Annotated in this window: 17 protein-coding genes and 1 tRNA gene; 8 read left to right on the forward strand and 10 right to left on the reverse strand. The window is 58.1% G+C overall.

Annotated elements, in window-relative coordinates; all coding sequences use genetic code 11:
- Positions 1 to 1,339: 1,339 nt before the first annotated feature.
- The 5 genes from H3T88_RS04695 to H3T88_RS04715 all read right to left on the reverse strand — a co-directional run bounded on the left by H3T88_RS04695 (position 1,340) and on the right by H3T88_RS04715 (position 5,668).
- Positions 1,340 to 1,918: a hypothetical protein gene (locus H3T88_RS04695; RefSeq protein WP_198203731.1), complete on the reverse strand. Its 579-nt coding sequence runs from the start codon at positions 1,916 to 1,918 to the stop codon at positions 1,340 to 1,342.
- An 811-nt stretch (positions 1,919 to 2,729) separates the two neighbouring features.
- Entirely contained in the window at positions 2,730 to 3,266 is a 537-nt protein-coding gene (locus H3T88_RS04700) for a Panacea domain-containing protein (RefSeq protein ID WP_198203732.1), read from the reverse strand.
- A gap of 35 nt (positions 3,267 to 3,301) precedes the next feature.
- Positions 3,302 to 3,565, reverse strand: coding sequence for a hypothetical protein (locus H3T88_RS04705; protein WP_198203733.1), 264 nt, complete (start codon positions 3,563 to 3,565; stop codon positions 3,302 to 3,304).
- A 229-nt stretch (positions 3,566 to 3,794) separates the two neighbouring features.
- Positions 3,795 to 5,222, reverse strand: a complete 1,428-nt coding sequence (locus tag H3T88_RS04710; RefSeq protein ID WP_198203734.1) for an MFS transporter — start codon at positions 5,220 to 5,222, stop codon at positions 3,795 to 3,797.
- The gene (locus tag H3T88_RS04715) at positions 5,219 to 5,668 is read right to left on the reverse strand and encodes a MarR family winged helix-turn-helix transcriptional regulator (protein WP_198203735.1); all 450 of its coding nucleotides are present in this window, start codon (positions 5,666 to 5,668) and stop codon (positions 5,219 to 5,221) included. Before H3T88_RS04715 ends, H3T88_RS04710 begins: the two co-directional genes overlap by 4 nt.
- Before the next feature lie 717 nt (positions 5,669 to 6,385).
- On the opposite strand from H3T88_RS04715, the gene H3T88_RS04720 reads away from it, so the two are divergent.
- Entirely contained in the window at positions 6,386 to 7,240 is an 855-nt protein-coding gene (locus H3T88_RS04720) for a helix-turn-helix domain-containing protein (protein WP_198203736.1), read from the forward strand.
- Between the two features lie 275 nt (positions 7,241 to 7,515).
- Here the strand turns inward: H3T88_RS04720 and H3T88_RS04725 are convergent, their stop codons facing one another.
- Both H3T88_RS04725 and H3T88_RS04730 read right to left on the reverse strand, forming a co-directional pair.
- On the reverse strand, positions 7,516 to 8,397 hold the full coding sequence (locus H3T88_RS04725; protein ID WP_198203737.1) for a class I SAM-dependent methyltransferase: 882 nt from the start codon (positions 8,395 to 8,397) through the stop codon (positions 7,516 to 7,518).
- Between the two features lie 154 nt (positions 8,398 to 8,551).
- Positions 8,552 to 8,624, reverse strand: a tRNA-Arg gene (locus tag H3T88_RS04730).
- Positions 8,625 to 8,832: 208 nt separating this feature from the next.
- On the opposite strand from H3T88_RS04730, the gene H3T88_RS04735 reads away from it, so the two are divergent.
- The gene (locus H3T88_RS04735; RefSeq protein ID WP_232347142.1) at positions 8,833 to 9,858 is read left to right on the forward strand and encodes an endonuclease/exonuclease/phosphatase family protein; all 1,026 of its coding nucleotides are present in this window, start codon (positions 8,833 to 8,835) and stop codon (positions 9,856 to 9,858) included.
- A gap of 6 nt (positions 9,859 to 9,864) precedes the next feature.
- Here H3T88_RS04735 and H3T88_RS04740 read toward each other — a convergent pair whose 3' ends face one another.
- Positions 9,865 to 10,176 carry an exodeoxyribonuclease VII small subunit gene (locus H3T88_RS04740; protein ID WP_198203739.1) on the reverse strand — a complete coding sequence of 104 codons (312 nt, stop codon included), beginning with the start codon at positions 10,174 to 10,176 and terminating at the stop codon, positions 9,865 to 9,867.
- Positions 10,177 to 10,281: 105 nt separating this feature from the next.
- The gene (xseA, locus tag H3T88_RS04745; protein ID WP_198203915.1) at positions 10,282 to 11,556 is read right to left on the reverse strand and encodes an exodeoxyribonuclease VII large subunit; all 1,275 of its coding nucleotides are present in this window, start codon (positions 11,554 to 11,556) and stop codon (positions 10,282 to 10,284) included.
- A 508-nt stretch (positions 11,557 to 12,064) separates the two neighbouring features.
- Between xseA and H3T88_RS04750 the strand changes: the two genes are divergently transcribed.
- Both H3T88_RS04750 and H3T88_RS04755 read left to right on the forward strand, forming a co-directional pair.
- Positions 12,065 to 17,485 carry an acyl-CoA dehydratase activase-related protein gene (locus H3T88_RS04750; protein ID WP_198203740.1) on the forward strand — a complete coding sequence of 1,807 codons (5,421 nt, stop codon included), beginning with the start codon at positions 12,065 to 12,067 and terminating at the stop codon, positions 17,483 to 17,485.
- A gap of 86 nt (positions 17,486 to 17,571) precedes the next feature.
- Complete coding sequence (locus tag H3T88_RS04755; protein ID WP_198203741.1) at positions 17,572 to 18,216, forward strand: sugar O-acetyltransferase; 645 nt, start codon at positions 17,572 to 17,574, stop codon at positions 18,214 to 18,216.
- A 120-nt stretch (positions 18,217 to 18,336) separates the two neighbouring features.
- Here H3T88_RS04755 and H3T88_RS04760 read toward each other — a convergent pair whose 3' ends face one another.
- Positions 18,337 to 18,954: a TetR/AcrR family transcriptional regulator gene (locus H3T88_RS04760; protein ID WP_198203742.1), complete on the reverse strand. Its 618-nt coding sequence runs from the start codon at positions 18,952 to 18,954 to the stop codon at positions 18,337 to 18,339.
- Positions 18,955 to 19,253: 299 nt separating this feature from the next.
- On the opposite strand from H3T88_RS04760, the gene H3T88_RS04765 reads away from it, so the two are divergent.
- The 4 genes from H3T88_RS04765 to H3T88_RS04780 all read left to right on the forward strand — a co-directional run bounded on the left by H3T88_RS04765 (position 19,254) and on the right by H3T88_RS04780 (position 26,527).
- Positions 19,254 to 20,588 (forward strand): MFS transporter, encoded by a 1,335-nt coding sequence (locus H3T88_RS04765; protein ID WP_198203743.1) that lies wholly within the window; start codon positions 19,254 to 19,256, stop codon positions 20,586 to 20,588.
- Positions 20,589 to 20,639: 51 nt separating this feature from the next.
- Positions 20,640 to 21,995 carry a glycoside hydrolase family 30 protein gene (locus H3T88_RS04770; RefSeq protein ID WP_415873727.1) on the forward strand — a complete coding sequence of 452 codons (1,356 nt, stop codon included), beginning with the start codon at positions 20,640 to 20,642 and terminating at the stop codon, positions 21,993 to 21,995.
- Positions 21,996 to 22,028: 33 nt separating this feature from the next.
- Positions 22,029 to 24,143, forward strand: a complete 2,115-nt coding sequence (locus H3T88_RS04775) for a beta-galactosidase (protein ID WP_269748968.1) — start codon at positions 22,029 to 22,031, stop codon at positions 24,141 to 24,143.
- Positions 24,144 to 24,226: 83 nt separating this feature from the next.
- Positions 24,227 to 26,527: a glycoside hydrolase family 3 N-terminal domain-containing protein gene (locus H3T88_RS04780; RefSeq protein WP_198203745.1), complete on the forward strand. Its 2,301-nt coding sequence runs from the start codon at positions 24,227 to 24,229 to the stop codon at positions 26,525 to 26,527.
- The last annotated feature ends 30 nt before the right edge of the window (positions 26,528 to 26,557 follow it).

The raw sequence follows: 26,557 nt of genomic DNA on the forward strand, positions 1-26,557 counted from the left end.
TGCTGGAGTCCCGAACGGACATGGGGGATTTGAAAGCTCTGAAGAATCGATTCGGCAGGCTAGTGAGGTCATACGATTCTGACTGAAGTCAGCACAGGAGTTACACCGTCGTGAGCGTAGAAGTGATGAGTGAGTGAGATAAACGGATGGAGATTAATAAGTAATTTTAAAATAACAGTACTGAAGAGTGGTCTGCCCAGGTGGTGTTGATGGGCCTCAGAGGGTTATTTGGGCACTTATCGCTGATACGTGTGAAAGTATTTGATTTAGCCATCTGCCAAGACCGAGTCAGATGCTGGTCAATTCATAGCAGTACTTGGGATTTTTTGACTCCGGCTTCAGAATCAAGACCGGAGTCGTTTTATAAATGGCTATGTTCAGGCCATGGTTGAGGGTCTGAGTACAGCGACTCCGTTGCATTAACGGACCCTCGCTGGTTCCGTAAAAGCCTAATTAGAACCTGTCCATCCATAACAATCGGCGACGCAGTTCCCCTGGTTGTCGATGGCTGGACCCTCATGGCCTTGCTGCATCTGGTTCCACAGGTTGGGGTAGTCCTGAAGATTGAATCCGCCGCTGTTTTGAGTAGATGGGGCGGATCCGCCTCCTCCGCCACCTTGACCGGCGGCTGGACTGGATCCGCTTCCGCCAACAAAGGCGGCAGTGGAGGCGAATCCGCACCCGCTCCAGCAGCTGTGCAAGGTGGAGGCTTTGATTGGAATGACTGGCTAAATCGTCCGGATAATACAATGCATGGCTGCAATCCAGATGGATCTTGTGGCATCGGTTGACTGATTAGAAAATTGAAGAATTTGCCAGCGGGACCGGTTGCTTGGTAGGTCTCCTACCCTGCTGACGTTACTCGTGGGCGGCTATGAGGCCGTCCCTTTCATAGTACGAGAAGGGAAACATCAATGATGACACCAGAAAAGATCGGACGCTGGGACGGAAGGCTCCTGCGCCCGGGCTCCGGCTGGGCGTGCAGGGCGGTGGCCGTGGCCGCCTGGCCACGTAGATGCTGAGTCGCCAGCGTGTTTTTCGCAGTAGGATTTCAACCATTCTTTACTGCATTGGCCGGAGAATGCGATGTGGCCCGGCTTAGGTGCAAAATGTTGTAGGTAAGGATTCTTTACATTTGATTGGTTCTTCAGGTTCTGTCTGCTTTCTACTAAAAGTTGCAATCCGGAAAAGCCTGGTTAAAGCCAACCGATCGGCCTATGAATCAGAAAAGACCGGACGAAAGACGATTCGTTACTTATGGAGGCACTTACTGATAGGAGTCGAGCGATTAATGCCGGAATTGACTCGCCGTTTGAGTGTGGAAAGGCCATAACCGGAATTATGCAGCCTGCTTTGGCAAGCTTCGAACGTGGGGATCGAGCAATGCGATCAATTTGACACTATTGGGCTGGTCGCATGTGAGCTTGTGCGGATTGCCCTGCTTAATGTCGATTTTCGCAAAGGGGAAGAAGTTCTGCCCGTCGCCTGCTGGATAATTCAAGTTTGAAGAAGAGTGCTGCATGGCTTGTCCATTCACCTTGCACTGCGCGGCCTCTGTCTGCTTAAGGTCGGCCCGTTTTGCAAGTACATACAGGGTTCCCGATTTGTTCGCAGAGATGGTTTTGACGGTGCCGTCACCAGAAACGTCGTATTTGGTCAAAGATGAAAGATAATTGGAGACCTGTTCCACGGACGGCTCTGAACGGTTCGATCCCTGGCAGCCCGAGAACAGGGCCACACTCATCAATACTGCTACGAGGGCAATTATCTGTTTCTTCCAGATATCCCCAGCCGTTCTTGCCTCGCTACGGAACGGGACCGACAATGCCGTGAGCCGTCCCATGTGTCCCTGGTGATCCCGCTGATGCGCCTCTGCCGGATCAAAGTCCGTCTGTCCAAAAGCCTTTGTCTTCTTCATCAGTTCTCCTTAGGTAGGTGGGGGGAGAGTTCACGACGCTGTTGATTAGATTTAAGTTTAATAACCCAGAAGAGCGGTTATTAGTTCAAGCAAGTTTAGCTCTTTATTTAAGATATACAAATATTTGCCGATCGGTATCTGCAGTGGTCGAATGCTGGCCATATTTACCTGGTTGGTCGTTGCTCTTAGCATCACGAGCGCGGTCTCTAACCTCGGTAGGCCTGAAAACACAACAGGAATTGTGCTCTGCTTTGGGGAAGTCTTTGAAGGTGTGTCATTGTCACAACGTTGTCTTACTGGCCATTTACCAATACAGAAGCAGCGGCTAGAAAAATTAATATGAGTCTGCCTGCATTCCTAAGTTGTGCGGCAAGCTCAGTGAATGTCTTCTGCCCTCTGGCCATTTCTCGTATCCAGCAATACATGCCATTGCGCATCGGCTTGTCCGAATCGTTGACATACAATTCGATACCCATTTTGAAGAGAAAAAGAAAGTGAAGCTCGCATGGCAGTTCTTTTGTTACCATAACCGAAAATATGGTCTTTTGCCAACATTTCTGCCAACCTGCTTACCTGATTGAAAATGTCAGTGAATTCATATCGCACAGCAGGGCTGATGCCAAAGCAAATGCAGAAGAAAGCAAATGCAGAAGACTATGTAAACCGGAATCAGCAATTTGCTCTCAACTACTAGGTGTTGTTTCTGTTTGCCCCGAATATCAGTTTTACCAAAACTCCAGTTTGCAGTATTTCCAGCTTGTGCAAATCAAATATTCTGCTGGTTTGTTCTTTGCAACCAACTTCTCATTCTTCATGAGTCCTTCAACAGTTTCAGCGCATTGTGGAATCGCTCATCCACTGCATGAACACCACCGGCCAAGGTCCTCCGCAAACCAGGATAACCGATGCCATCGTGAGAGCTGAGTATGGCTTTTTCAGTGATTTCGTTGTTCTTGCGGGGCTCATACACCGCTTTCCAAGCTGAACCGTTGCGATGTGAATAGTCCACAAGTTCGAAAGCTGACAATGATCCGTATAAATCGGCAACCTTTTGAACCACATCCTTTGTGTCTTGGAAGTCCGCTAAGGAATTGGCCTGATGGTAGTACTCTGATATGGCTGGAGCAGTGATTCGATCTGAACCATACTTTTTGAATGCTGTATAAACGCTCGGTTCCGCGGGACCGTACTCCCATGTTTGCATAGGTCCATCGAACAGCCTATGCCCATGTGTTCGGAGGCATTCAACCTGTGCGAAGTAAACCAACTTGTTGATTTTTATATTGGTCAGATACAGGTGTGACCGACGATAGTTGATCAGCATGTTGACGATAGTCAATGCATACATGTAATTCTTACCTCCTGTCTTATTGATTTTCGCGTTTAGGCCAGCTGGTTCATATGCCCGCTGTAGTCAAGGTTGACCGGGTTGGTGTTCCAGAGGTAGGTCAGTATACGGATGGATGTCCGCCGCAGGTCGTAGCCGGTCGGATCGTGTTCGCGCAGCTCATTCCTGGTGTTGAGCGGGCCTCGGATGATGTCCCTGTTGTCGTCGGCGCCCTCAGTGGTGTGTTCGATGCTGGCGGCGGAGATGGAAGTGTTCGAGTCGCCAATAATGCCTCCATTGCCTTCGACAGGCCGATCCATGATCTGGGCGCCTCCGCAGTCAGCCGCAGCATGGTCAGACTGCGGGGTGCCTGCCTGGCGAGAGTCTGCAGAGTTGGCTGATGCTGCTCCGTTTTACCGCCAATGGCAACCTGTTCGTCACCTGCCAACCACGGCCACTTTGATTCCTCATTTTGTTATTTCGTTTGGTCCAACCGTGGCGAAAACGAGATAAGGGTTTTCCTGGACGTGGACTGAAGGTCGCCGTCTCTCAAGCGCGCTGCGTTTTCTGAGAACGGTGCAGGGCGGCCAGGATCAGCAGAACCTCCAGGGCGCCGACAATCAATAACAGGGTCAGGGCATGCCGTGAGCCGTTGATGGTGCCCAGCCGTCTGTCTGCGACTGCAGTCTGACCTGCTGCGACGATGGTGGTCGCCAGGCTGCTGCCGATGGCTGCGGCGAACTGCTGGACGGTGTTGAAGATGGCGTTGCCGTCGGCCTGTTGCTCCTGGCTCAACCGGTGCAGGCCGTTGGTCATGATGTTGCCGAAACTCAGCCCGATGCCCAGCATGAAGAAAATATAGACAATCAGGATGGTCAAGGCTGTCAGCCGGCGGGCCGTCAGGGCAAATCCCAGAAGACCGATCAGGGCGACACAGCTGCCGCTGATGAGGGGAATTCGTGGGCCAAGCTGATCGTAGAGCCTGCCGGAGAGCGGGGCCAGAACAGCTCCGATTGCCGCGCCCGGCAGCACCACTAGTCCGGCCTGCAGCGAGGTGCAGCCATCAACCAGCTGCAGGTGGTTGGGCAGGATGAAAGAGAGGGCCAGGGCGCTGATCTCAAAGAGGATATAAGCGCCGACATGCAGGGAGAAGCGGATGTCCGTGAACAAGCGCACGTCGATGATTGGTTGGGTCTGATGCCGGGCGCGAAGGGTGAACGCTGCCAGGGCGATAAGCCCCAGGACCAGGGCACCGCCGAATCTCCAGGAGAGCCATCCTGCCGAGGCGTTGCTGATGCCGAAGATCAGACCGGCAAAGCCCAGGACCATAAGGAATATGTCAAGTGGCTCCAGTCCGGCCTGGTTACCATCTGCCGCCACCGGAACCGAGGGTATGCATGCCAGGCCGGTCACCAGTGAGATCAGCAATACGGGGATCAGGATGATGAAGACAAAACGCCATCCGATGGTGGTCGCTATCAGCCCGCCGAAGGTCGGGCCGACGGCTGGTCCGATGGCCGTGATCAGGGTGCCCACGCCCATCATGGTGCCGATGCGCTTTGTCGGAACCTCCTGAAGGATGATGTTGAACATCAGGGGGAGGGCGATGCTGGTGCCCAGACCCTGTATGGCCCTGCCCAGCAGCAGGAGGGGGAAGACCGGAGCCAGCGCGTCGATGACCAGGCCTGCCAGGAAGAGCAGGTTGGCGCACAGAAAGAGGGTCCGGCTGCGGAATCGGCGTTTGAGGGCCGCTGAGAGCGGGGTGATGGAGGCGACGACCAGCAGGTAGAGGGTGGTCATCCATTGCACGCTGGAGGTCCCGATACCGAAATGGCTCATGAGGGCCGGAAATGTGATGTACATGGCCGTCTCCACAATCACGCCGCAGAAGGACATGATGCCAGTGGCTACCACCGCGCCGATGACCTTGTGGGGGATTGCTGTGCTTTGTGCTTGCGTGGCTTGGGTTGCGCTCATGAGCGAGATTCCTTTCCGGACTGGGAGGAATCATCGGAATTCGAGGCGATGAAATAGGCCAAGACGCGGTCAAAGGTAGCCAGATCATGCTGATCGAACCGGCGCTCCATGGCTGTTTGTTGGTCGTCTATGTAGGACCGAACCGCTGTCTGCAGGCCACGGGCCTTGGTGGTCGGGGCAATGATGCGTTGGCGGCCGTCCCTGGGGTCGCGTTTGGCGGCGACCAGTCCACCGGCCTCCATTCGCTGCAAAATTTTTGTCGTTGTGGACGGGCGAATGTCGAATTCCATCTCAATGTCCCGCTGGGTGTGGTCCTGGGACTCTCCAAGGAAGTCGATGATGGACATTTGAGTGCCGGTCAGCCCGTACTGGGCCGCATAGGCATCCATGGATCGTGACATGAGGTTGGCTGCCCGTTTGATCCGCTTGCCATAGTCTTCGCTCAAAGGCTCTCCCCGGTTAGATTGTTAGCTACCTAATGAATGCTCTCCCAAGTCTGGACAAGCCTGCGTATATAGGTCGTCGATGCAGTCTCCTGAGGCTCTGCGTTTCTTCCTCGTATTTGCGAAATTCTATCGGACAGGATCTTTTGTGGACCGAGGTCAAGTTCAATTCGTCTTCAGTTTTGAGTCTCGATGATTATTGCTCCTTATTTGAGCATCAGCAGGCTTTTACAAGCCACGCTGTATTTAGAGCTATCATCGAAATGATCGGTAATTCAGCGGCCGTCATCAGGCCGGTGCAAGGCGGCAAACGATGTGATCCCAGGTCAGGCCAAGCTACCCTTCGAAGTCTACGCTCGGACCGTATTTGCCGACGATGTCGGTTCTGCCTAAACCGACAAGAAGACAGTCCGAAGCAGGGTGTGGATGCCTGGCAGAAGCACCTGAAGAATATGGTGAGCAGCAGGGCTTCAACGTACACTGATTCTATAAAGTAATAGAAATGCTGACGTTGCCTTGTATTGTTTGAGTATGCGGTAACGCATTGCTGTATCGGCAAGGACGATGCCTATAACTGATTTATGCCTTATCTCGTGGTTTCATGTGCAAGGTCGGAGCTGCCGTTTGCTTTCTTAATGGTCCTGAGTTCGTTTGGAGGTCGTCAGGAGCGGCCGTCGTGATTCGTGGGGGAAGTGGTTTGTGCGGAAAGGAGGGTGCATCGTGGCGAAGCCTGCCGAGCACGGCATCGATGCCAATACTTCTGACTTTTTGATTCACACCCCTTCGGCTATTGCGCGAACAACATTTTTCTATCCGCTGCGGGTGGGCAAATTCTCCTATGAACCCGGCTATAGGCTGGAGCGACGATCCTTTGACAGCTATCTGATTATTCATATCGATAGCGGCAGACTGACGCTGAATCTGCCTGAAGGTTCGTTCGTGGCTGAGGAGGGCCGGTTTGCGTTGGTCAACTGCTACGCACGCCATGCCTACGGTACCGATGTCCCGACGACCGTCCAATGGCTCCATTTCGACGGCGTTATGGCCCGGCCCTACTACGACTACATCATCAGGAAGCTGGGCAATGTCTTCATGCTCTCCTCCGAGACCTACGCCTTGGAGCGGATGCGGACCATTACCTCCTGGATGACGGCGGAAAACGGCTATTCGGAAGCTAGGATGTCCAAATACATCACCGACCTGCTCACCGAGTTTGCCGATGAGCAGCCGCGCTCCTTCAAGCGAAAGCAGGAGGAGGTGGTTGAAGACACGATCGCTTATGTGTCCTCCCACTTGTACGAGCCGCTCACCGTCTCCGAGCTGGCCAAGCGGGTCTTTCTCAGCGAGTATCACTTTATTCGTTTGTTTAAGCAGGAAACCGGCATCACGCCCCATGCTTATCTGGTGGATTCCCGTATCCATGCTGTGCAGTATTTGCTGGTAAACACAGGGATGCCCATACGACAGATTTGTCAGCAGTGCGGTTTCACATCCGAATCTTCGCTGTGTGCCTCTTTCAAGAAGCACACGGGAATGACACCCATGAAGTATCGCAGACTCAAGCAGGGCGGGTGACTGACAGGTATTGATCCGGCTGTCAGCTCCAGAGGCGTATCTGAATAAATTTATCTCTACGATGCGCGCTTTACACATTCACAAAGCCGTCTTCCATCGATCCGTCCCCTGACATTGGCGGAATCGAAGGTGAACGATAATTCGCTATCGCAATTGGGTTTGAAATCCTGCTGTTAGTTTCGTTGTGTAACCATATGCTGCGGCGGAATAAGAACAGCAGCAAATCCGCTGGACGGGCAGCCGGGCTAAGCCAGACCACGCTCGAACTTACCCGGTCAGGCTTTCTTTCTGGCTACCATCGAGAAGGTCAGGGGGATCTGAGGCTGATTTCGGGGCATAATCCAGCCTTTGAGATCAGGACTGTACTCAAGCATCGGCAGTGACTGCCAGTCATCCACATTATGCTCGCCGATGGCCTCTACAGTCAGTCCCGCACCCAACAGGGCACTGCTTATTTCCTGGAAGTCGTGAGCCCAATTGTGATTGGTGGTGTGCGTAATTCTGGGTGTTGTACCATCTTCGAGCGAGTCGGTTGCTGACGTGTAGCTTTGATCCGTCTCATAAGTTGTTTCTGTCCCGCCAAAATAATCTTGAACTATCGACAAGCCCTCGTTGTTCAAAGCGAAAATCAGGGGATGGTTGTCGCGGATCATGAATATTCCGCCGTCTGCTAGCAGGGAGGCGATTGAACGAGCCCAGCCCTTCAGATCGGGAAGCCAGGTGATGGTTCCGCAGCTGGTGACGATGACATCGAACGAGCCTTTCTGCTCGGGCATGGCATCGGCAGCGCAACGGGCGTCGCTTTGAACATAGGTTATCGTTGCTCCGGCCCGTTCGGATAGCTTCCTGGCATAATCCAGCGAGGTGGGAGAGAAATCCAGGCCATATACGTCTCGTGCTCCCAAGCGCCACCACGAGATGGTATCAGAGCCTATATGGCATTGCAGATGTAAAAGGCGTAACCCTTTAACGCTGTGCTCGGGCAGATGAGGCTTCAAAACCTCCAGATCGCGCACAGTCACGGGCGACAGAGCCGATGGGTCATCCGCAAAAGCGTCCAGGTCTCCATAGCCACCATTGGCATGCACAACTGCCCTGTCATTCCAGTTGAGGAGATTATCCTCTACATCCTCGTTCTGGTGCAAACCTTGAGGCAAGGTGCTCCTTTCTGATGAGGCTTATCAACAGTGATCGAGTTGGACAGTGTCCAAAACAGGTTTTTCAACTGCAGATTTGTGCAGACTCGTAAGTCATGCGCGAATATGCAACTTTTTATTATCTCGAATATCAACTTCGTTGGCAAATACAGGGTGCCCCGGATGCGATTCGAACGCACGACACCTTCTTTAGGAGAGAAGTGCTCTATCCCCTGAGCTACCGGGGCAACGGAAACTACTGTACCACGAAGTGAGACTTGGACAGGTCGCTGGTGTGCAGACCGAGGGAAGGCCTTGGTACCGTGCTCTTCTTGGGGAAGTCAGCCTCCTATACCGGCTCGCTATACGGTCATGGTTTACAATTGCTCAACGGCCGAGCTGATTGTGCATTCCTCGGAAGGGGACCGGGTCGGCGATGATTTGCTGGAGGAGACCATGGCGAAATTCAGACAGTCCTTCCTGGTGAAGCATGTCTTTGGGTGGACGGCCAGACTGCTGGCGTTGATCAGCTTGCTGGCCTTGGCGGTGCGTGCCTGCCCGGCTTGGCTCTCGTCGATACCATACCTGCCGGATTTGGCCGCTCTGACGCCCTGGTTCATCCTCTTGGGTCTGCTGGCCCTGATCCTGGCCCTGATGGCTTCACGATGGTTCACAGCTTTGGTGCTTATCGCCGCCCTGGCTTTGAATGTCTACTGGCAGTATCCCTTCTATCAGGAAGGATCCGAGCTCAACGGGCAGGCTGATCAGCTCATGGCCCTCGAGCATCCCGACCGGTACGACGATGTGGCCCGGGTCATGACGCTGAACGTCTACAAGGGTCAGGCCGATGCCGATCAGGTAGTCAAGACTGTCAGCGACAACCGGGTGGAGGTGCTGGCTCTGCAGGAGGTCAGCAATGATTTTGTGGACCGTCTGCACAAGGCAGGCATCGACCGCTACCTGCCACACGAGCAGCTTTCCACATCTTCGAAGGAATACGGCAACGGTCTTTGGACGGCCGCGCCGATGCAGTCGCCTTCAAGGGACGACGTGGGTTCTCGCTCCTCCATGATGCCGGCGGCCAGCATCGACTTCGGCAGGGGCCAGACCAGCGTCAGATTCGTCTCGGTCCATACCACCTCGCCACAACCGGGCAGTTGGAATGCATGGCGACGCAGCGTGTCCGACCTGGGGAAGCTGCGGAAACACGAGCACACTCGATACGTGCTGATGGGCGACTTCAATGCCACCTATGATCATGCCGTTTTTCGAGACATGCTGGGGGAGCGATTCAGCGATGGGGCCCGTCAGGCCGGGCACGGCATGAGCATGACCTGGCCGGCAAACCGAGCCCCATTACCCAGGTTGGTGGCCATCGATCATGTTGTGGTGGACCGTGACATCAGGGCCAACCGGCTGCAGACCATACCTATCTCGGGGTCGGATCATGCGGCCCTGCTGGCCACGGTGATGGTGGGGTAGGGGACTTCAGGCATCCAAGTTGGATTGTGTTCCGGCCTGGGCCCCGGCGCTGGCCTGCTCCTGCTGGGCGGCATCGAGCTTGGCCCTCACCTGACCGAGGAGTTCCTGGGCGCGCTTGGCCAAAGCCTCGCCAATCTCCCACTGCCGCATGGACGCATCCAGATCCAGCCCGCCGGCCTCCAGCGCCTGAACCGCCTGGATCAGCTGATCGCGGGCTTGCTCATAAGGCAGTTTGGCGATGGTCTCGCGTTCCTTCTGGCTTAGGGCCGAAGCCAGTACTGGCTGTTCCTTGGTCTGCTCCTCATTGGTGTCGCTCATTCCTGCTCCTCTTTTTGTCTGATTCTTATTCGGCGCGTTATCAAATTGCAGATGACGCAGATGATCATCGCGAATGATTATATGTGGCTGACCACGTGGGATTGGTCACTGCCCGCTGACGACCTTGGTCTCGATCCGGCCCTCTTTGACAGTCAGGGTCAGATTCTGATCGACCCGAACCTGCTGGGGGCTGACGACCACCTTCCCGTCCAAGGCCTGCACGACCGCATATCCGCGGTCCAGCGTGGACTGGGGAGAGAGGGCGGTAAGTGAGGATTGGAGCTTTTCCACGGTCAGGGAGGCGTCGTCCACAATCCGCCGAAGGGCGATGTCCAGGCGGACCAGAGACTCGTCGACCAGCCGCTGGGGCTTGTCCAGCATGGTCTGCGGCTTGGTCAGGCTGGGGCGGTTGGCATATCCCTCAATCAAACGTGTCTCGCCTTCGACCATATTTTCGATACGCGCGTTTATACGCATCCGGGCCTCCTGGATGATTCCCTCCTGCTCGACCAGGTCGGGCACCACCCGCTTGGCTGCGTCGGTAGGAGTGGAGGCGCGCAGATCCGCCGCCAGATCAATCAGGGTCCAGTCGTCTTCGTGGCCGATGGCCGAAACAATGGGGGTGACACAGGCCGCCGTGGCCCGGACCACGGACTCGTCAGAGAATCCAAGCAGATCCTCGAAGCTGCCGCCGCCCCTGGCCACGATGATCACATCAACAGCAGGATCGGCATCCAGCTTCTGGATGGCCTCGACCACCTCGGGCGGGCATTGAGGTCCCTGGACGTGTGCATGTACAACGGAGAATTCGATGGTGGGCCAGCGCAGACGAGCGTTGGTGATTACATCCCCTTCGGCTCTGGCCTTGGGCGCGCAGATCAGGCCGATGCGCCGGGGGAATTCGGGCAGGGGAACCTTGTTTTCCGCATCAAAGAGGCCCTCGCCCTTGAGCTTGCGCCTGAGCTGGTCGATCTGCTCCTTGAGGTCGCCGGTGCCCACACGCTTGATCCGGTCGGCCATGAAGCTCAGACGGGTCTGTTTGATCCACAGGTCGGGCCGCCCGTGTACCACCACCCGGTCGCCCTGGCGGAATTCCCTGGCCTGGGTGGCGAAGGCCCGGAATCCCATGACGTTGATGGAGATGTCCTCGAAGTTGTCGCGCAGGGTCAAATATGCTGAACCGGTCCTGCGGGTGTTGATCTCCACTATCTGACCCTCCACCCAGGCTCCCGGCCAGCGGGCCACCGCGTCGTGGTACTTCTGGCTGAGCACGCTGACCGGCCAGGGGTCTTCCTCGGTGGTATCCCGTGCAAGTCGGGGCAGCTGGTCCAAGGGTTTGGGGGCCAGTCCGGACGAGGCTGAGCCAGCCGGTGCGCCCATCGACCCCTGCATGTTCGAACCCATGTATGCTCGCACCTGATGCCTCCTGACCATCGGTTCCGCCAGCCCGACCAACTCATACGACGTAACCTGCACAGGATGGTATTCGGGTTGGTCAGCGAAGGAAATGTCCTTTCAGGGTCTCTCAATACGGGGACAATTCCATATGCTCTGCAAATTCCCTACAGGCCCTCTGCCGGCTGCTCCTGATCCGATTTCGCCGAGGGCACAGCGGCCTTTCTCCCGCCAGCGAGGAGGTTGGTACTGAGATGAAAGTGCGGAGGACAAGGGTTGCAACCAAGGCCTTGATGCACTTGCCCTGGTCTGCGGCTTGCCTGCAACAGAGGCGGTTTTGCCGGCGGCTGTGTCAAAGGAGACAGTCTTGATTCCCTGATATCGCAGAATTTGTTTACGTTCCGGCGGTAGCATAAATAGAGTAAGCCGGATATGATGTGGTGTCTGCTTTTCGAACCCATCATGCGGCGGTCTCACGGATTGAGGTTGTTTCATGTCTGATGGCGTCGACATAGCGGGTCGATTTAAGGGCACAGGACCGCGGGATCTCCTGCGTGTGGGTTTGGACATCGGTTCCACCACAGTCAAGGCCGTGGTTCTTGGCACAGGGGACAGGCTGGATCAGGCGCTTTTCAGCGACTATCGCCGCCATCACGCCAATGTGCGTCAGTGCGTGGCGGAACTGGTCACCGACATCAAGCTTTCACTGTCCAGGGTCGGTCTGGCCGGCAATCCCATCAGCCTGGTGATCACCGGCTCGGGTGGGCTGGAACTGGCCAGCCAGCTTCAGGCTGAGTTCGCTCAGGAGGTCATTGCCGAGACCGAGGCCATCAACGCCACCTATCCCGAGGGGGATGTGATCATCGAGCTGGGCGGCGAGGATGCCAAGATCACCTATCTGAAGCCCACTCCGGAGCAGCGGATGAATGGATCCTGCGCTGGCGGAACCGGAGCCTTCATCGATCAGATGGCGACCCTGCTCAACACCGATGCTTCAGGCCTGAACGATATGGCTTCCAAGTACAAGACCATTTATCCCATCGCTTCACGTTGCGGGGTCTTCGCCAAATCCGACCTCCAGCCTCTGATCAACGACGGAGCCGCCAAGGAGGATCTGGCTGCATCCATCTTCAACGCCGTTGCCACACAGACCATTTCCGGTCTGGCCTGCGGACGCCCCATCCGCGGCAACGTGATCTTCTTGGGCGGGCCCCTCTTCTTCATGAGCGAGCTCAGGGAGGCTTTTAAGCGGATCCTTCAGGACAGAGTCAGTCGCTACATCATCCCTGAGAACGCGCACCTTTATGTGGCCTATGGCGCCGCCATCATGGCTGGCCGCCACAACCAGGACGATCAGGACAGTGCTGCGCAGGTCAAGACCGACTACTCGCCTGAGTCTGATGTCAACGATCCCTTCGGCCCGGCTTGGGGACTGGACCAGGAGGAGGTCGACCGGGCGCGGTCCGAGAAGGCTTCGAACCTGGACAAGATGGCTCTGCAGGATGCCATGCAGGATGGCCGCACAACCACATTGGTCGACGGCGAGAAAAAGGTTCCCGCAACGGAAACCGCCAAGGATGCCCGCCAAGATCAAGACATGCACTTTGATCTGACTTCCTTGGAGGGCGTCCTCTCCGCCCTGAAGGGCCTGGAGAACATGCCCTCGACGGCCAGAACCATCCGTCCGCTTTTCCTGAACGAGGAGGAGCGCAAGGAGTTCAATGACCGTCATGGGGCTCAGATCATCCCCACCGGAGACCTGTCCGGGGCCAAGGGGCCGCACTTCCTGGGCATCGATGCGGGCAGCACCACCATCAAGGCCGTGCTGGTCAACGACGACAAGACCATCGTCTGGTCCACCTACGGGGTGCATAAGGACAGCCCTCTGATCGCCGCCGCCAACATCGTCAAGGAAGTCAGGAAGTCCCTGCCCGAGGGCGCCTACATCGCCCGTGCCTGCGCTACCGGCTATGGTGAGGGTCTGGTCAAGGCAGGCTTGCATGTTGACGAGGGTGTGGTCGAGACCATGGCCCATTACCGGGCCGCCGAGGAGATCAGCCCCGGGGTCACCTCGGTCATCGACATCGGCGGGCAGGATATGAAGTACATCGCCGTCAACGACGGGGTCATCGATTCAATCTGCGTCAACGAGGCCTGCTCGGCAGGCTGTGGGTCCTTCCTGCAGACCTTCGCCCAGTCCATGGGCATCAGCATCCAGGAGTTCACCAGGCAGGCGTTGGCCTCCGAGGCCCCGACCGATCTGGGCTCCCGTTGCACGGTCTTCATGAACTCCTCGGTCAAGCAGGCTCAGAAGGAGGGCGCCTCCCCCGAGGACATCGCCGCCGGGCTCTGCTATTCGGTGGTCAGGAACACCCTCTACAAGGTCATCAAGCTGCGTGATGCCAATGCCCTGGGGCCGGTGGTCGTGGTCCAGGGAGGCACCTTCCTCAACGATGCCGTTCTGCGGGCCTTTGAACTCCTGACCGGTCGCAAGGTGACCAGGCCCAACATCGCCGGGCTCATGGGAGCCTACGGCGCCGCGCTGACGGCCCGCATGCACTGCCCGCAGAATGAAGAGGTCGAGGATCTTACTGCAGCCAACTCCAACATGGCCCACCCTTCACTGAACGTGGTCGACGGGGCGAAGTCCGTGGGCGGCACGCCCACCACCCCCAATTCGGTCCCGGCTTCCACCAAGCCAAAGTTGTCACCGGCCGCCGTCAACAAGATTGCCTCCAAGAATGACCAGGAGTTCAAGACGACTCTGCCCGATCTGAGGGTGGAAGATGGCCATGTGGTCAGCTCCATCCTGGCAGGGGATGATCTGGACAACCTCTCCATGACCACCACCCACGATGTCTGCAAGCTCTGCCAGAACCACTGCAAGCTGACCATCACCGAATTCGAGGACGGCGGCCGCTATGTGACCGGGAACCGCTGCGAGCGTGGTGGAGACAAGAACCGGCAGCGCTCCGACAGGCCAAACCTCTACGATTTCAAGTACAAGCGGGCTTTCGCCTACCGCCGTCTGACCCCGGACAAGGCCACCAGGGGCGATATCGGCATTCCACGTGTGCTCAACATGTATGAGGACTACCCCTTCTGGTTCACCCTCCTGACCTCTCTGGGCTTCCGGGTCATGATCTCCGGGCGTTCCAACCATGAGCTCTTCGAAAGTGGTATGGAATCCATCGCCTCCGAGAACATCTGCTACCCGGCCAAGCTGGTTCACGGTCACATCCACTCCCTGGTCGACAAGGGCATCAAGACCATCTTCTACCCCTGCGTCACCTATGAGCAGGAGCTGGTTCCCGATACGGACAACCATTACAACTGCCCCATCGTGGCCAACTACCCGGTGGTGATCGAGGCCAACATGGCCGAGCTCAAGGAGAACGGCGTCCGCTTCATGCGGCCCTACTTCAACCTCTCCAACAAGGAGAAGATGGTCGAGCGGATCGTCAAGGTCTTCGACTGGGCCAATGTGAGCGAGGATGAGGCCCGGACGGCCGTCCAGGAGGCCTACCGTGAGGATGCCCGGTTCAAGGAGGATGTCCGCCAGGAGGGGCTTCGTGCCCTGGCCTACATGCAGGAGTACGGAGTCAAGGGCGTGGTTCTGTCCGGACGACCCTACCATGTGGATCCCGAGGTCAACCACGGCATTCCCGAGACCATCTGCTCCCTGGGCATGGCTGTGCTCTCCGAGGATTCGATCTGCGAGCTGGACGTGCATAAGCTGCCCAAGCTGAGCGACTACATCATTCCGGCAGCGGGGGAGCGTGCCCTGGCCTCCAACAACCCCACGGCCGCCAAGTTCCGCAAGACTGTGCCGGGCTTCGGCGACGACCATCAGAAGATGCCTCTGAGGGTGACCGACCAGTGGGCCTACCACTCCAGGCTCTATTCCGCCGCCAGGTTCGTCTCCGAGTATCCCGACCTGCAGCTGGTCCAGCTGGTCAGTTTCGGATGCGGCGTGGATGCCATCACCACCGACCAGGTTCAGGAGATTCTGGCCGACAAGGGCGATGTCTACACACAGTTGAAGATCGACGAGGTCTCCAACCTGGGTGCAGCCAAGATTCGTCTGCGCTCGCTGAAGGCCGCCATGGACGAACGCCACCAGCGGGATCTGGCCCAGGAGGGCAGCGAAGATCAGAAGGAAGCCCCCGTCAAGGTGCAGGTACAAGCGCAGGATTCATCCGACTCTCAGGATTCGCTAGACCTTGCCAGCCATATTGAAGCAGTGGATGCAGATGCGTCTGACAAGCCGAAATCGGAAGGATTCCGGTCCACCAACGCGCAGAAGATCAAACTATCCCAGCGCAAGGCCGACATTGTGGCTCTGGCCCGGTTCGTGGCTCTGCACGACAAGAGCGATCAGGGTCTGATAGGCCTTCATCCCATGGGCATCAGGCCCATCCGGGAGACCATGGCATCGCAGCAAAAGCGGCAGGAAGCCGACAATCAGGGCAAGGATGACCAGCCTAGCGGGGCCGCTGCCAAGCCGACCCTGTCCAAGTACGCCACCGAGCATCGCTTCACCAAGGAGATGGGGCACAAATTTACAGTGGTAGCGCCGCAGATGTCCCCCGTGCATTTCTCCCTCCTGGAGGCGGTCTTCTCCAGCGCGGACTATCACTTCGAGCTCCTGAAGCATGCCACGGCGGAAGACATCAACACCGGGGTCAAGTACGTCAACAACGATGCCTGCTTCCCGGCCATCATCGTGGTGGGGCAGCTGGTCAACGCCTTCTTGTCCGGCAGGTTCGACCCGCACAAGTGCGCGGTCATCGTCACCCAGACCGGCGGCATGTGCAGAGCCACCAACTACTATGGCCTTCTGCGCAAGGCCATGGCTGATGCAGGCTATGGCTACGTCCCGATCATTACGCTGAGCGTCCAGGGATTCCGGGCCAACCCAGGTCTTCAGGTAACCCCAGCCTTGCTGCACCGCGCCGTCAAGGCCTTCTACCTGGGCGATGCCATGATCGAGTGCCTGCTCAGGGTCCGTCCCTACGAGCAGGAGCCTGGATCAGCCAACAGGCTTTACAAGCTCTGGGACACGATCTGCAAGGAGACCATCGAGCACCACGGGTACTCCAAGACCGCCAAGAAGGTCTATGGCCACGGCTATCTGCCCTATGGCACCCTGATGAAGCGGATGATCCGGGCCTTCGACCAGCTGCCTTTGCGCAATATTCCCCGCAAGCCGCGAGTTGGCGTAGTCGGGGAGATCCTGGTCAAGTACCATCCCGATGCCAACAACCACGTGGTCGACCTGATTGAGAGCCAGGGCTGCGAGGCCGTGCTCCCCGGTGTCTGCGACTTTATGGTCAACGGCATCTCCAACGCCGAATGGAACGAGGAGATGCTGGGCACCGGCGGCCAGGTGGGTGTCAAGAAGATCGTCCTCAAGGCTGCGGATGTCTACCGTGCCCCCATGATCGCCGGCTTCAAGGCCTCCCATGGAAAGTTCGACATTCCCGCCCACATCAGCGAATTGAGGGACAAGGCCGCATCGGTCACCTCCCTGGGTGTTCAGGCGGGAGAGGGTTGGCTCCTGACCGGCGAGATCATCGAACTGATTCAGTCCGGCGCTCCCAACATCGTGTGTGCACAGCCCTTTGCCTGCCTGCCCAACCATGTAACCGGACGTGGCATGTTCGGCAAGATCCGCAGGACCTACCCCGAGGCCAACATCGTCTCGATCGACTATGATCCCGGCGCCTCGGAGGCCAACCAGCTCAACAGGATCAAGTTGATGATCGCCGCCGCCAAGAAGCCGGGCGACCAGCAAAAGCCCGGCCAGGACCGTAAGATTGGCGCCGGATTCCAAGCAGCGGAATCGACCGGTCTGGATGCGGGGCAGGCAGCACCCGTCCAGGACGAGGAGAAGGTTCTGGAGAGCCTGTAGCCGCCAGGCCGAGGCCGGTGTCCGGAGCCAACGCGCCGGCCTCGGAATTGCTGAACCACGAGGATCAAGGAAAGAGGGGGTTTCCCATGACCAGCCGCGAAGAGATCAAGGCTCTGCTGGACACCGACCAGATCTACATTGCCGATACGCCTGAAATGAAGCAGGTCCAGGACGCTCAGCAGGATCTGGTCTTCGAATTCAACGCCTGCCGTCCCAGCCAGGTGGAGAAAAAGCAGGACCTCTGCAGGCGGATGTTCGGTTCATTCGGCCAAGGCAGCTGGATTGAGGGGCCGGTGAGGGCCAACTGGGCCTGCAACACCTACTGGGGAAGCAAATGCTATGCCAACTTCAACCTGGTTCTGGTCGACGATGGACGCATTGACATAGGTGACCACACCATGTTCGGCCCCAATGTCACCATCGTGACCACCGGGCACGCCATTCGCCCCGATATACGTGCCTGTGGAACGCCCCAGTTCACAGTTCCGGTCAGCATCGGCAGGAATGTATGGATCGGAGCAGGCGCCATCATCATGCCGGGAGTGGCCATCGGCGACAATGCGGTCATCGGGGCAGGCTCCCTGGTCACCAAGGACATCCCCTCCGACGTGGTCGCCTACGGCCACCCCTGCAAGGTCGTCCGCCCCATCGACGAGCACGATTATGAATACTTCTGGAAGGATCGCCGGTTTCAGCCGCCTTATGATGCCCGGCCCTTCAGGATGGATTAGGCGGGTTGATTGAGGGCTGACTCCCTTGATTCCTCTGCAGGCGGTTTCCGGCATCCGATTGCTGGTTTAACTCCGGTGGGCGTGGTTTTGAATGTTGAACTGTCGATGTGCCTGATTTGATCAGCAATATCCATCCCAGAGCGGAGAGGGGAAGATCAGCGCCTTGAACCGGTCCCACTCTCGGACGTAGTCGATTCTCGGCTCACGCAGCAACCGTATCTGTATGCCGTCCATGACTTCCAGGCTCATTCTCACCTTGCCCTGCATGTCTGTCGCCCACTCTATGCCATCAGGAAGCAGCCAGGGGAATTTGGAATAGTGTTCCCAGACTTCTGAAGGCCTGCGGATGAAGTAATCGTGCAGGGGGTGGCTGGTGGAGATGGCCTCGGTTTCCAGGACCGTATACAGCTGAGTGAGTTCAGGCTGTCCCGCGTTGTGGGCGACCAGATAGTCAAAATAGGCAGGAAGATGTGGATGATCGGGGTCGGACCCGGGCAGGCCTGTCTGCACGAATTCCTCCGGGGTGCCATTGACGTCATAGATATCGGTGACCAGGAGGGAGAGCAGGCCTTCCTTGCTGCCGACATAATGGAGGACCCCCGGCTGGGACATCCCCACCATGTCGGCGACGTCTTTGAGCGATATGCCGTTGTACCCATGCTGGCTGATGAGGTGGGCGGCGGCTTCTGTGATTTCAGCCCGCCTCACCTCTGGTGATTTTCTGGTTCGACTCGCCATTGTCTGGTCTTGCGGCTCCTTCTCACTATTTTTGAGCGCCTGGGTGCTGCTGATCTTTTGATACCCATGGTACATGGGGGCAAATTCATAAAAGCGTCGGATGTATGGCCCAATAAGGTTTCGTCTCTTACTGGTACAGGGAAAACAAGCACTGGGTACTAGCTGATTTGCATCGAGTCAATGATTTGACAAAGCTATCGAATAACTGCTAGATATATGATTATCTAATGGATGGTAGATATGGTTGGCTGCCAAACATTGGATGTGTCAGAGAAGACTAGTTGAAAGAGGTCGACACCATGAGCGACTCAACAACCCCGGCATCAAAAGATTCTGAACTTCTGCAGGCGCATAAGGCCGCCCTTGCTGCAGCCCAGCGGGATCCGCTCCTATCGCCCGAGACGGGCAAACCGGTTCCAAAAAAGACCCTGTTTCGGTTTGGGGCAAGCTTCCTGGCCTTCGGCATTCTGTGGATGTCAGGCCTGGGCATCGTCAGTATCGTGCTGCTTCCCGAGCACCTCAAGCAGGTCCCGGGCATCGCGCCCGAGGCGCTGATGGGCATAGTCAATGCCTGTACGGCTGTGGCTTCGTTGGTCTCCAACCTGCTCTTTGGCAACTTTTCCGATCGCAGCCGCTCCCGGTACGGACGTCGAACCCCATGGGTCCTGGGCGGTGCAGTCCTGGGTGGCGTAACCCTGTTCCTGACGGGCATGACCACCAACCCGGTTCTGTTGACCATCGTCTACTGCCTCTGCATGTTCGGTCTGAACTGCATGATCGCCCCTATGGTGGCCATCCTGTCCGACCGCGTGCCATCCGGTGTGCGCGGAACCCTGTCCGCTTTCTATGGGGCAGGCTCTACCATCGGTTCGCCCATCGGCTCCCTGATTGGCGCGGCCCTGGTGACTCATATGTTCACCGGCTTTGTTCTCGCGGGCGTACTCATGTTCCTGGGTGGTATCGTGGCCATTCTGATCATGCCCAAGGAAGGCTCGGCTGCTTACCTGCCCAAGGACGAGGGCACCCTCATGGATGTCCTCAAGTCTTTCCAGCCACCGCGCTTCCATGGGGCCCATGACTTCTATAAGGCCTTCGCCGGAAGGCTCTGCATGTTGCTGAGCTATCAGATGATCTCCGCTTATCAGCTCTACATCATCGAAAAGTATGTGGGTCAAACCGTAACCCAGGCTGCCGCCACCATTTCGGTCATGTCCGTCATCACCATGGTGGTTTCCCTGCTGGGTTCGTTGGTCTCCGGGCCTGTTTCCGACCTGATCGGACGGCGCAAGGTGCCGGTGGTCGTCGCCTCCGTCCTCTTCGCCATCGGCATCGCCATGCCCTGGATCAGCCCCACGGTCATGGGCATGTATCTGTATGCCGGCATCGCCGGGTTCGGTTACGGGGTCTATTCGTCCGTCGACCAGGCGCTCAACGTCGATGTCCTGCCCAGCAAGGAGGAGGCCGGCAAGGATCTTGGCATCCTGAACCTGGCCACCACGCTGGGGCAGATGGCCGGTCCTCTGGTCATGTCCTTCATCACGCTGAACTGGGGTTATGCGGCGGCCTTCCCGACTGCTATCGTTTTCGCACTGTTGGGATGCGTCTTTATCCTGATGATCAGAAACGTCAAGTGATTCCGGCCTATGCGGGCATACAGGAAAACTATGCAAAGGAGCAGAAGATCCATGAATAGGAATACAGGACCGATTTGGGTTGCAACCACTCGGCGGCAGGCCATGCAGGAGCAGCACTTGGCTGTCTCCGACATGGAGGCGTCAACCGATCTGGAATGCACCGGTGCCGAATTGCAGGCTCTGCGAGGGTTTGGCGGCTGCTTCAATGAGTTGGGGTGGCTGCCCTTGCAGGAGCTGGGAGAGGAGAAACGTGAGGGGGTCATCCGTGAGCTCTTCAGCCCGGACGAGCTGAATCTGACCTTCAACAGGACCCCGGTGGGTGCCAACGACTTCGCCGCGAGTTGGTACAGCTACGACGAGACCGACGGCGATTATGACCTGGAGCATTTCAGCGTCGATCACGACGAGCGGACCCTGATTCCGTATATCCGCCAGGCTCAGAAGTATCAGCCGAACATGGGACTGTTCGCCAGCCCCTGGAGTCCGCCCACCTGGATGAAACGGCCCAAGGTCTACAATTTCGGACGGATCGACATGAGCGAGCGCAATCTCACTGCATATGCCCGCTACCTTCTGGAATATGTGCGCGAGTATGACCGTCGTGGCATCCATATCGACCAGCTGCATGTGCAGAACGAGGTCTTCGCGGACCAGAAGTTCCCCTCCTGCCTCTGGTCCAGCGAGGACATGCGCATCTTCATCCGTGATTATCTGGGGCCCCTCTTCGCCAAAGAGGCACCGGATACGGCCATCTTCCTGGGGACTCTCAATGGTCCCGAGGATATGAAATTCGGACCCGAAGGCATGATCCTGGAGAACTACAACCGGTACGTGGACAACATCCTCTTCGACGAGGACTGCCGCAGGTACATTGCCGGCATCGGTTACCAGTGGGCCGGCCAGCATGATATCGAGCGCACCCATCAGTCCTGGCCTGAGGTTGAGTTGGAGCAGACCGAGTCCGAATGCGGCATGGGCGGCAACACCTGGGAGTACGCCGAATATATCTTCTCGCTGGTCAACCGTTATCTGCGGGCCGGAGCTACCTGCTACACCTACTGGAACATGGTCCTGGGCCAAGGCATATCCACCTGGGGCTGGCGGCAGAACTCCCTCTTCTCCATCGACACCACCACCGGCCGGGTCAGTCGGAATCCCGAGTACTACGTCATGCGCCACTACTCGCACTATGTACGCCCGGGCGCTCGGCTGCTGGATACTCGCGGTCATTTCAGCTCCATGGCCACAGCCTTCGAAAATCCGGATGGATCGGTTGTTGTCGTGGTCCAGAACGCCCTGGATCGCGCCATGCCCTTCTCCTTCTCCGGGCCGGGAGGGGATAGCGAAAGGAGCCAAGGTTTCCAGGCAACCTTGGAGCCGCGATCCTTCAACACCTTCGTCCTATGAATGTAGACCTGTAGATCGAGATTGGAGTTCATCATGACAGACAATGCAGTCCGAACCAAGGACCATTCGGTTTCGCAGGGTATCACGCGCCTGCCGGACAGGCTCATCTTCGGCTGTGCCTACTACGACGAATACATGCCCTATGAGCGGGTGGACAAGGATATGTCCATGATGAAGTCCGCTGGCATCAACACCATTCGTATCGCCGAATCCACCTGGAGCACTCTGGAGCCCCAGCCTGGCGTATTCGACTTCAGCCATGTGGACCGTGTGCTGGATGCTGCTGAACGCTTCGGCATTCAGGTCATCGTGGGCACCCCCACCTATGCCGTCCCCTCCTGGCTGGTCGCCATGCATCCGGATGTCCTGGCGGACACCCCCAAGGGCCACAACCGGTATGGCGCCCGCCAGATCATGGACATCGTCAATCCTTCCTACCGGTACTATGGCGAGCGCGTCATACGTAGGCTGATAAGCCATGTGGCCGACAACCCCCAGGTGATCGGCTACCAGGTCGACAACGAGACCAAGTACTACGACTGCGTATCGCCTGACATGCAGCGCCTCTTCGTCAAGGATCTGCGGCGGCGCTTTGACGATGATCTGGACCGTCTCAATGCGGCCTTTGGCCTGGACTACTGGTCAAACAAGATCGACTCCTGGGAGGACTTTCCCGATCTGACCGGGACCATCAATGCATCGCTGGGTTCGGCTTTCGACCGCTTCCGTCGAAGCCAGGTCAGCCGCTACCTGGCCTGGCAGGCTGGCATTGTGCGCGAATATGCCCGCGAGGACCAGTTCGTCACCCACAACTTCGATTTCGATTGGGGTCCTGGCTGGTCATATGGTGTTCAGCCAGCCGTCGATCATTTCGAAGCGGCCGGATGCCTGGACGTGGCCGGTGTGGACATCTACCATCCCACCGAGGACAACCTGACCGGCAAGGAGATTGCCTTCGGCGGGGACATGACCCGCAGTCTGAAGGGTGGCGCCAACTACCTGGTTCTGGAAACCGAGGCCCAAGGGCAGAACGGCTGGCTGCCCTACCCAGGGCAGTTGCGGTTGCAGGCATACAGCCATCTGGCCTCGGGGGCTGACGGGGTCATGTACTGGCACTGGCATTCCATCCACAACTCTTTTGAGACCTACTGGAAGGGGCTGCTTTCGCAGGATATGGAACCCAACCCCACCTATGAGGAGGCCGGTCGGTTCGGCAGGCAGATAGCGCAGAAGGATGTGGGGGAGCGTCTGATCAACCTCCAAAAGCGCAACAAGGTAGCCATCATGGTGGGCAACGACTCCCTGACCGCACTGGACTGGTTCTCCCTGGAGACCGGCTTCCCCCGTCAGCAGGGGCAGATCTCCTACAACGATGTGGTCAGACGGGTCTACGATGCCCTCTTCGAGCTCAACATCGAGTGCGATTTCATCAGCGACAAGGCCGACCAGTCCCGGCTGGGCCACTATGCCATGGTCGTGGTTCCCGCCTTGTACAGCACCAATGAGGATACGCTGAAGGCACTGGCCGATTATGTCCGTCAGGGAGGTCACCTGGTGGCCACGCTGCGCTCCTTTGTGGCGGACGAGAACCTCAAGGTCTGGCATGACAAGGCTCCGCACCTGCTGACCGACGTGTTCGGCATCGACTACAACCAGTTCACCCGTCCCGGCAAGGATCTGACCCTGGACCTGCATGGGACCGACCAGGCCGGACCGGCCTGCCAGGGGCTGATTGAGCTGCTGAATCCGCGCCCCGGCACTCAGGTCCTGGCCTCCTATGACCATCCGGTCTGGGGACGATATGCGGCTGTGACCCGTAATGATTACGGCAACGGGATCGCGGAGTGGATCGGCACCCTGCCCTCGGCCCAGGGCATGCGGATGCTGCTTTCGGATGCGGCGGATGCGGCTGGCTTGAGCGGTCCTGCCCGGGACCTGGCTGGCCTGGTCACCGTGCGGGAGGGCATCAACGCCCGGGGAGAGCGGGTCGCTTACCTGCTCAATTATTCATCCAAGGAGGTCAGGCTGGACACGCCCTACGGGGGGCATCTGCTGGTGGCTGACGGGCAGGCTGATCCTCAAGCGCATGTGGATCAGGGCCAGTCCATGACCATTGGACCCTGGGATCTGGCGGTCATCGTTCGATAGACCGGCTTCAGTCTGACCGGTTTCAGTCCGACCGGACGCCAATATGAGCGGATCAGTGCTCAGTAAGAAAGGAAGGTGCCCAGATGGCATCAAGAAAGTTGACGGAGTACCTGCCCTACCGCGATCCCGACCTGAGTGTGGATGAGCGAGTGGCCGACCTGCTGGGCCGGATGACCCGCGAGGAGAAGGTGGGCCAGATGATGCAGGTGGATGCCCGCCAGGGGGTCGACAAGGAGGTGGTGGATCAGCACGCCGGGTCCCTGCTGCATGTCTCTCCGAAGAACATGATCAATGCTGACAAAGCGGTCCACCGCACTCGTCTGGGCATTCCCCTGCTGATCGGCGACGACTGCATCCATGGCCATTCCTTCTTCCGAGGGGCCACCATTTTCCCCGAGCAGTTGGGCATGGCAGCCTCTTTCGACCCTGGACTGATTCAGCGGATGGGGAGGGCCACAGCCCAGGAGGTCGCCACAACAGGCGTCCACTGGACCTTCTCTCCGGTGCTTTGCATAGCCAGGGACACCCGCTGGGGCCGGGTGGATGAAACCTTCGGCGAGGATCCCTTCCTGATCGGCGAGATGGCCTCGGCCATGGTGCGCGGCTACCAGGGCGGATCAGCCATGACCGGAACCCTGCCCAAGGATGCTGTTCTGGCCACGGCCAAGCACTTCGCCGGCTACTCCGAGACCCAGGGCGGGCGTGATGCCTCCGAGGCCGACCTTTCGCACCGCAAGCTGCTCTCCTGGTTCCTGCCGCCTTTCGAGCGCCTGGCCAAGGAGGGAGTAGCCACCTTCATGCTGGGCTACGAGTCCATCGACGGGGTTCCGGTCACCATCAACAACTGGCTGCTCAACGACGTGCTTCGAGGGGAGTGGGGATACCAGGGCACTCTGATCACCGACTGGGACAACGTTGGCCGGATGGTCTGGGAGCAGAAGGTGCAGCCCGACTACACCAGGGCTGCTGCGGCCGCCGTCAAGGCAGGCAACGACCTGATCATGACCACGCCCGGCTTCTACCAGGGAGCCTTGGATGCACTGGATGCCGGGCTTCTGCACGAGGAGGACCTTGACCGGGCGGTCAAGCACATCCTGGCTCTGAAATTCCGCATGGGACTCTTCGAGGATCCGCGGTTGCCCAACCCCGAGGCCCAGAAGGCGGTCATCGATTCACCGGAGCACCAGGAGCTCAATCTTCAGGTGGCCCAGGAGTCGGCGGTTCTTTTGAAGAACGACGGCATCCTACCCCTGTTCGGTGGGGTGGGTGCCGATGGCCGTCCTGGTGATGATTCAGCACATAGCATCGCCTTGGTGGGTCCGCTGATCGATGATGCCCAGAACCAGCTTGGGGACTGGGCCGGCGGCTCGGGTCAGTGCGACTGGATCAAGGACCAGCCGCGGGAGATGATCTCGACCGTGGCCGACGGTCTGCGCCAGGAGTTGCCGGAAAACTGGCAGCTCAGCTGCGAGCAGGGCGTCGACGTGCTCCGTCTGGTTGATGACCCGGCGGGCAAGCTCTTCCCCGACGGCCAGCCCAGGCCCAAGGTGGCGGCCCCGGCAAAAATCGATCAGGCCCGTTTCGACAGGGCTCTGGACCTGGCCGGACAGAGCGACCTGGTGGTTGCCGTGGTCGGCGACGTGGTCCAGCTGGTGGGCGAGGGCCGTTCGACTGCCACACTGGAACTCTACGGTCCTCAGCGCGATCTGCTGGATGCCCTGGCGCAGACGGGCAAGCCCATGGTCATCGTGCTCATGTCCTCCAAGCCGCTGATCCTGCCCCCGTCCGCACAGTCGGCCAGGGCTCTGATCTGGCAGCCCGACCCGGGCATGCAGGGCGGTCGTGCCCTGGCCAGGATACTCACCGGCAAGGTTGAACCCACAGGCAGACTGCCCATCACCTTCCCCAGGCATGCCGGGCAGCTGCCGGTCTACTACAACCAGATCCGGGGCCAGCATGGAGACCGCTATGCAGATCTGACGCAGGATCCGGCCTTCGCCTTCGGTCAGGGTATGGGCTACACCACCTTTGCCTACGGAAAGCCACAGGTCGATGGACCGGATACCGTTGGATCCGAGGATACGGTCAGGGTGACTGTAGACCTGACCAACACCGGCAAGCGGCCAGGCACCGAGGTGGTCCAGGCCTATATCAGCGACCTGGTGACCTCAGTCAGCTGGGCTGACCGCGAGCTCAAGGCCTTCCAAAGGATTCAGCTGGATCCAGGGCAGACCCGGAAGGTGGTCTTCGATCTACCGGTGTCCGAGTGGATCCTGGTCGATGCCGACTGCAACCGCAGGGTCGAGCCTGGTCAGTTCCAGGTGCTGGTGGGATCCTCCTCGCGGAGGGAGGACCTGCAGGCCGTGACGGTGACCGTGGACTGACCACCATCCGATAGCGGAACTCCTCGCGTG

The sequence above is a fragment of the Bifidobacterium sp. W8110 genome, from assembly GCF_016101375.1.
In the GTDB taxonomy this organism is placed as follows: domain Bacteria; phylum Actinomycetota; class Actinomycetes; order Actinomycetales; family Bifidobacteriaceae; genus Bombiscardovia; species Bombiscardovia asteroides.